This window comes from Magnetococcales bacterium, from assembly GCA_015231175.1.
GTDB lineage: Bacteria > Pseudomonadota > Magnetococcia > Magnetococcales > DC0425bin3 > HA3dbin3.
The window spans coordinates 1-4,406 of sequence record JADGBZ010000143.1; the positions used below are offsets into that span (position 1 = coordinate 1).

At 54.7% G+C, this 4,406-nt stretch carries 4 protein-coding genes and 1 pseudogene; all 5 read left to right on the top strand.

Going from position 1 to position 4,406, the window contains the following annotated elements; genetic code table 11:
• Nucleotides 1–49: 49 nt before the first annotated feature.
• The 5 genes and pseudogenes from HQL63_15860 to HQL63_15880 all read left to right on the top strand — a co-directional run bounded on the left by HQL63_15860 (nucleotide 50) and on the right by HQL63_15880 (nucleotide 4,218).
• A pseudogene (locus HQL63_15860) lies at nucleotides 50–2,176 on the top strand (DUF3883 domain-containing protein).
• Nucleotides 2,177–2,211: 35 nt separating this feature from the next.
• Nucleotides 2,212–2,442, top strand: coding sequence for a type II toxin-antitoxin system PrlF family antitoxin (locus HQL63_15865; GenBank protein MBF0178299.1), 231 nt, complete (start codon nucleotides 2,212–2,214; stop codon nucleotides 2,440–2,442).
• Nucleotides 2,432–2,776: a type II toxin-antitoxin system PemK/MazF family toxin gene (locus tag HQL63_15870; protein ID MBF0178300.1), complete on the top strand. Its 345-nt coding sequence runs from the start codon at nucleotides 2,432–2,434 to the stop codon at nucleotides 2,774–2,776. Before HQL63_15865 ends, HQL63_15870 begins: the two co-directional genes overlap by 11 nt.
• Nucleotides 2,777–2,998: 222 nt before the next feature.
• Nucleotides 2,999–3,424 (top strand): DUF3883 domain-containing protein, encoded by a 426-nt coding sequence (locus tag HQL63_15875; protein MBF0178301.1) that lies wholly within the window; start codon nucleotides 2,999–3,001, stop codon nucleotides 3,422–3,424.
• A 161-nt stretch (nucleotides 3,425–3,585) separates the two neighbouring features.
• Complete coding sequence (locus HQL63_15880; protein ID MBF0178302.1) at nucleotides 3,586–4,218, top strand: NYN domain-containing protein; 633 nt, start codon at nucleotides 3,586–3,588, stop codon at nucleotides 4,216–4,218.
• Nucleotides 4,219–4,406: the final 188 nt, after the last annotated feature.

A 4,406-nucleotide genomic window follows, 5' to 3' on the forward strand; every position in this document is an offset into this window, starting at 1 on the left:
TTTGACGGGTGAAAAAACTGTCAAGAAGGGAAAAACTTGAACATCGAGTGAAAAGGAGATCGCAACCCTGAAGCAACTGGAGGAACAGGCCAGACAGGTGGTCATTTCGGGCAAGGACCGTAAATGGGAAGAGTTGTCCGCTCTCCTGCAGAACCGACCAGAAATGTTCATGCCCTCCGGCTCACGTCGAAAAATGATCCTTTTCACGGAACACCGGGATACGCTCAACTACCTGAAAGATCGCCTGAGTGGCTTGTTGGGGGCGTCGGATGCAGTGGTGGTGATCCATGGTGGCATCAACCGCGATGATCGACGCAAGACCCAGGAAGAGTTTCGCAATGATCCGAATGTCCTGATCCTGGTGGCGACAGATGCCGCTGGTGAGGGTGTCAACCTCCAGAATACCAATCTGATGGTCAACTATGACCTGCCTTGGAACCCCAATCGGTTGGAACAACGGTTCGGTCGTATTCACCGTATTGGTCAGACCGAGGTTTGTCACCTTTGGAATCTGGTGGCCCAGGGAACCCGGGAAGGCGACGTCTTCAAGCGACTTTTTGAAAAACTGGAAGTGGAACGCACTGCACTGGGTGGACGGGTGTTCGATGTCCTCGGCGAGGCCTTCGATAATGTGTCTCTGAAGGATTTGCTTATCCAGGCCATCCGCTACGGTGAGCAACCCGAGGTGAAGGAACGCCTTAACCAGGTCATCGACGGTGCCCTGGACACCGAACACCTGAAGCAGATCATGGCACGGAACGTTCTCTGCAAAGAACACATGTCCCTGGAGCAGCTCTATACGGTCAAAGGGGAGATGGAGAAAGCCGAGGCCCGCAAACTCCAACCCTATTTCATTCGGACCTTTTTTACCGAGGCCTTCCAGACTCTGGGGGGTGAGATGCGTCCCCGTGAAGAGGGACGCCATGAAATCCGTCATGTGCCAGCCACCATTCGGGAACAGGATCGAGTCATTGGTGAAACCCGCACTCCCGTACTGAAAAAATATGAGCGGATCTGCTTCGACAGGCAGCAGATACGCCTTGCCGGCAAACCCATGGCGGATTTGGTACATCCGGCCCACCCCCTGATGGCAGCGGTCACCGATTTGGTTCTGGAGGCCCATCGTCCCAAATTGAGGCAGGGTGCGGTTCTCATGGATCCCCATGATGAAGGAACGGAACCCCGGGTACTCTTCCTGGTGGATCACAGCATGCGGGAGAGCGCCGGGGATCCACCCCGTACCGTTTCCCGTCGGCTGCAATTTGTAGGCGTGACCAGCGATGGTCGGGCCGAACATGCCGGGTGGGCACCGCATCTGGATTTTCATCCCATCAGTGAAACAGATCAGGAACTCGTTCTTGATGCGCTGACTGCGCCTTGGATCAACGCCGATTTGGAAGCCCTGGCCCTGGATCACGCCTCCCGCAAACTGGTTCCTGACCATTACAATGAAATCCGCACGCGCCGGGAACAGCAAGTGGATCGAATCCTGGCTGCGGTCAACGAGCGCCTGATCAAAGAGATCAACCACTGGTCGGACCGTTACATCAAACTAAGTGATGATGTGGACGCCGGTAAGCAGCCTCGCCTGCAACCGGACAATGCCAAAAAACGGGTGGAAGAGTTGACGGCCCGGTTGGAGCAACGCAAAAAAGAGCTTGGGGCGATGCGCCAAATAGTCTCCAGTACGCCGGTGATTGTGGGCGGTATGCTGGTCATCCCTCAGGGACTTTTGGCCCTACGTAAAGGCGAGGTTGCGTTCACGGCAGATGCCGCAGCCCGCAGCCGCATCGAGAAAATCGCCATGGAAGCGGTCATGACGGCAGAGCGCCGCATGGGTCACACGGTGATCGACGTTTCCGCCGAAAAATGCGGTTGGGATGTGACAGCCCGTCCCCCCCTGATCGATGGCCGCATGTCACAGGACCGGCACATCGAAGTCAAAGGACGCGCCAAAGGCCAGACCACCATCACGGTGAGCCGCAACGAAATCATCATGGGTATGAACCAGCAGGAAAAATTCTGGCTGGCCATCGTCATCGTGGATGGTGATACATACGAGGGACCGTTCTACATTCGCAACCCCTTCCACCAGGAACCGGAGTTCGGGGTGGCAAGCATCAATTATGAACTGGCCGATCTGCTTGCCCGGGCCATCTCCTTTGAAGTAGAGTAAGGAGGTAATGCATTCCTTACGATGGAGAATGTCTCATGACCACCATTGCCAAGATTACGGCCAAGGGCCAGACCACAATTCCCCGGAAAATTCGTGACGCGCTGCATGTGGGACCGGGAGACCGGATCGTTTGGGAAACCTTTGCAGACGGTACCGCCCGCGTGCGACGCGCCCAAACTTTGGATCTGGACTATCTGCGAGCGCTGGAAAACACGTTATCGGAATGGAACAGCGAAGTGGACACAGAGGCCTATCGTGACCTTTGAACGCTTCGCCGTGGTGCGCGTGCCCTTTCCTTTCACCGACCGGCTGGCCACGAAAAACCGCCCAGCCTTGGTTCTGTCAGATGCCCATACGTTCAATTCCCCGGCGAACCATTCGATATTGGCCATGATCACTTCAGAAGCCAATGCCCCCTGGCCACTGGATTGTCCGATCATAAATTTGGAGCAAACTGGTCTGCCCGCGCCATCCAAGGTGCGGTTCAAACTGTTTACCCTGGATCACCGGTTGATTTGTGGGGTATTGGGGCATCTCGCCGAAGAGGACGTGCAGCGGGTCACGTCAGGCCTGCGGCAGTTGCTGGGAACAGGGGGATGATCCATTGGGGGAGAACCACCAGGCACCGAAAGAAAGAAACGCCCCTGAGCTTGCGCTGCGGAGGCGTCGGGCTGGCAATACTCTCACCAGCGGGGTATTTTTACGAAAGAGACACCCCCAGGATATGCACCCTGGAGGCGTCGGGCCGGAGATGCGATCTCCAGCGGGGTTAGTGTCCCGCATTATGGCAATAGCCGATGGGGGGTTCAAGCCCAAAAATTTATGGAGGTTTCTGGCATGACCCGCGTGATCGCCTACATCGAAAAAATCGCCATGGAAGCGGTCATGACGGCAGAACGAACCATGGGTCACGCGGTGATCGATGTTTCCGCCGAAAAATGCGGTTGGGATGTGACAGCCCGTCCCCCATTGATCAATGGCCGCTTGTCCCAGGACCGGCACATTGAAGTCAAGGGACGCATTAAAGGCCAGACCACCATCACGGTGAGCCGCAACGAAATCATCATGGGCATGAATCAACAGGACAAGTTTTGGCTGGCTGTTGTCATCGTGGACGGTGACACGCACGATGGACCGTTCTACGTTCGCAATCCCTTCCACCAGGAACCGGAGTTTGGGGTGGCAAGTATCAATTACAACTTGAGCGAGCTTTTTGCCCGGGCGGTACCATCGGGGAGAACCTTGTGACCGGGGAATATAAATAAAGAAACGCCCCCGTGCTTGCGCTGCGGAGGCGTCGAGCCGGTGATGCTCTCACCGGCGGGGTATCTCTACGAACCGCGAGAGTAGAGATTTCACATAACATTGTCAATAACGCATTTTTTATGCCATCTTTTCAGGGATGTAATATGCCACCAGTTGCTCGTAGTGTCGTCGCTTATGTGGATGGTTTCAATCTCTATTACGGGTTGCGATCAAAAAACTGGCGAAAATATTATTGGCTTGATCTGGTCGGGTTGTCCCGATCACTCCTCAAGGTGAACCAGACTTTGATTGCTGTGCATTACTTCACGGCGCGGATTCGTCTTTCTGGCAATAACGACGCTGACGTGCAGCGCCAGTCCGATTATCTTGATGCGCTTGCGCAATTGCCGGAACTTACCATCCATTTCGGTCACTTTTTGAACAAGCCGAGGCAATGCCGAAAATGCGGCGCACATTGGATGGATTATGAAGAGAAAATGACAGACGTCAACATTGCTACCCAAATATTGACCGACGCTTTTGATGACCGTTTTGATACCGCATTGCTGCTCTCAGCAGACAGTGATCTGACAACGCCGGTGCAGAAAATCCGGCATCGTTTTCCGCAGAAACGGGTGATCGTGGTCCAACCACCTGGACGCATCTCCGTTAAATTATGCAAGGCCGCCACAGCGGCGTTCACCGTGGGTGAAGCCAAGTTGCGCCAGAACCAGCTGCCACCGACTGTGATCATGCCGAATGGGCATGTGTTACAATGCCCGGATTGTTGGAAATAGGAACGTCCTGTGTTCGCAACCCCTTCCACCAGGAGCCGGATTTTGGGGTGGAAAGCATCAATTACAATCTGAGCGATCTTCTTGCCCAGGAGGTACTGTCGGAAGGAACCTTATGACCATGGAGTGTAAAAAAGGGTAGTGTCCCAACTTGGTTTATCTGGTAGAATCCACACGAGGTTTCCATGTTG

Excerpts from the sequence above, each read along its gene's own strand:
- HQL63_15875 (MBF0178301.1), top strand. The coding sequence starts at position 2,999 with ATGGAGGTTTCTGGCATGACCCGCGTGATCGCCTACATCGAAAAAATC.
- HQL63_15865 (MBF0178299.1), top strand. The coding sequence starts at position 2,212 with ATGACCACCATTGCCAAGATTACGGCCAAGGGCCAGACCACAATTCCC.
- HQL63_15880 (MBF0178302.1), top strand. The coding sequence starts at position 3,586 with ATGCCACCAGTTGCTCGTAGTGTCGTCGCTTATGTGGATGGTTTCAAT.